The following is a 1,044-nucleotide window of genomic DNA, read 5'->3' as shown; positions in this document are numbered from 1 at the left end:
TTTATAAAGTTATACCATGCTTGGAATAAGTCAAATGCTTTCTGATGCATCCTTTTGGTTTTACTGAAATTCATTCCTTTTCTTATAAATCTTGCAAGAGATGTCCTTATCGTAAGGTTTATCCTTTCTACATAAGAAGTTCCAATATAACCATCCGAATCAGCTCCAAGCATTTCGAATATCTCTTCAGGATCTCCAAAGATGATATGTTGAACTGTTTCAACTATATAATTTTTTACCTTTTTTTTCAATACTTTGACATATTTTAAATCGTCAAGTGGAACTATTTTAGGTAGCGGTTTTCTTCCGATACCTTTGTACTGTGGCAACTCGATTTTAACATAAACGTTTATAAGTGCTTCTTCAAAGGCATCCCAATCATCTGAGGTAAATACAGGGATAGGAGAAGATGGGGAACGCATATTATCAACTTCTTTAAATAACTCTATAGCATCCTCTGTACTACGTTTTCCTTCATGATGAGAAAGGAGCAATCTTGTGTCACTTTTGATTGCTGTAAGTGAATATACGTCACCATACTCTTCAGAATCTTCTTCAGTAACATTTTTTTGCTTTTTTTATATATGACCAGATCTCATCAACCTCTACTCTCGTAAGATTAAGATTTTTGAGGAAATAAGTTGTAACTTCTTCTGCATGCCTTCCTGCAATCTCAAGCCATCTGCAAATTGTATCTTTACTATGTCCAGTAGCTCTTGCAACTCCACGGATACTTCCTTTTTCAGGAATCATAGCTATTGTCCTTAGAACTTCTTCATCAGAAGTGTTGAGTTCGAAAAATATTGTACCTCTAGTTTCACTAAAACATCTTTTACAAGTTTTACATTTAAGAAGCACATGGTTATTTTTACCATATCTTTCTTTAAGGACTATATTCCCTTGATTTTTAATTCCATAATCAGTGCAGTCTTTGTTCCAGCAAAAAAATTGTGAAAAATCGATTTCAGAAGTAATTAAGATGCCCCCAAATAATAATAGATTCAAGATTATATAAAACTAAGTCAATGATTTAGGGACACGACC

Annotated in this window: 2 protein-coding genes; both read right to left on the bottom strand. The window is 33.3% G+C overall.

Features of this window, described 5'->3' with window-relative positions; all coding sequences use genetic code 11:
• The coding region (locus ASJ81_RS13555; RefSeq protein WP_245860150.1) for an IS1 family transposase at positions 1 to 494 on the bottom strand (494 nt) is incomplete at its 3' end.
• A 61-nt stretch (positions 495 to 555) separates the two neighbouring features.
• Positions 556 to 1,005, bottom strand: coding sequence for a hypothetical protein (locus ASJ81_RS23805; RefSeq protein ID WP_245860148.1), 450 nt, complete (start codon positions 1,003 to 1,005; stop codon positions 556 to 558).
• Between the last annotated feature and the right edge of the window lie 39 nt (positions 1,006 to 1,044).

It is taken from the genome of Methanosarcina spelaei, from assembly GCF_002287235.1.
Taxonomy (GTDB): Archaea; Halobacteriota; Methanosarcinia; order Methanosarcinales; family Methanosarcinaceae; genus Methanosarcina; species Methanosarcina spelaei.
Note: the sequence above shows the minus strand (reverse complement) of the source record. Positions and strands in the feature narration are given on the sequence as shown.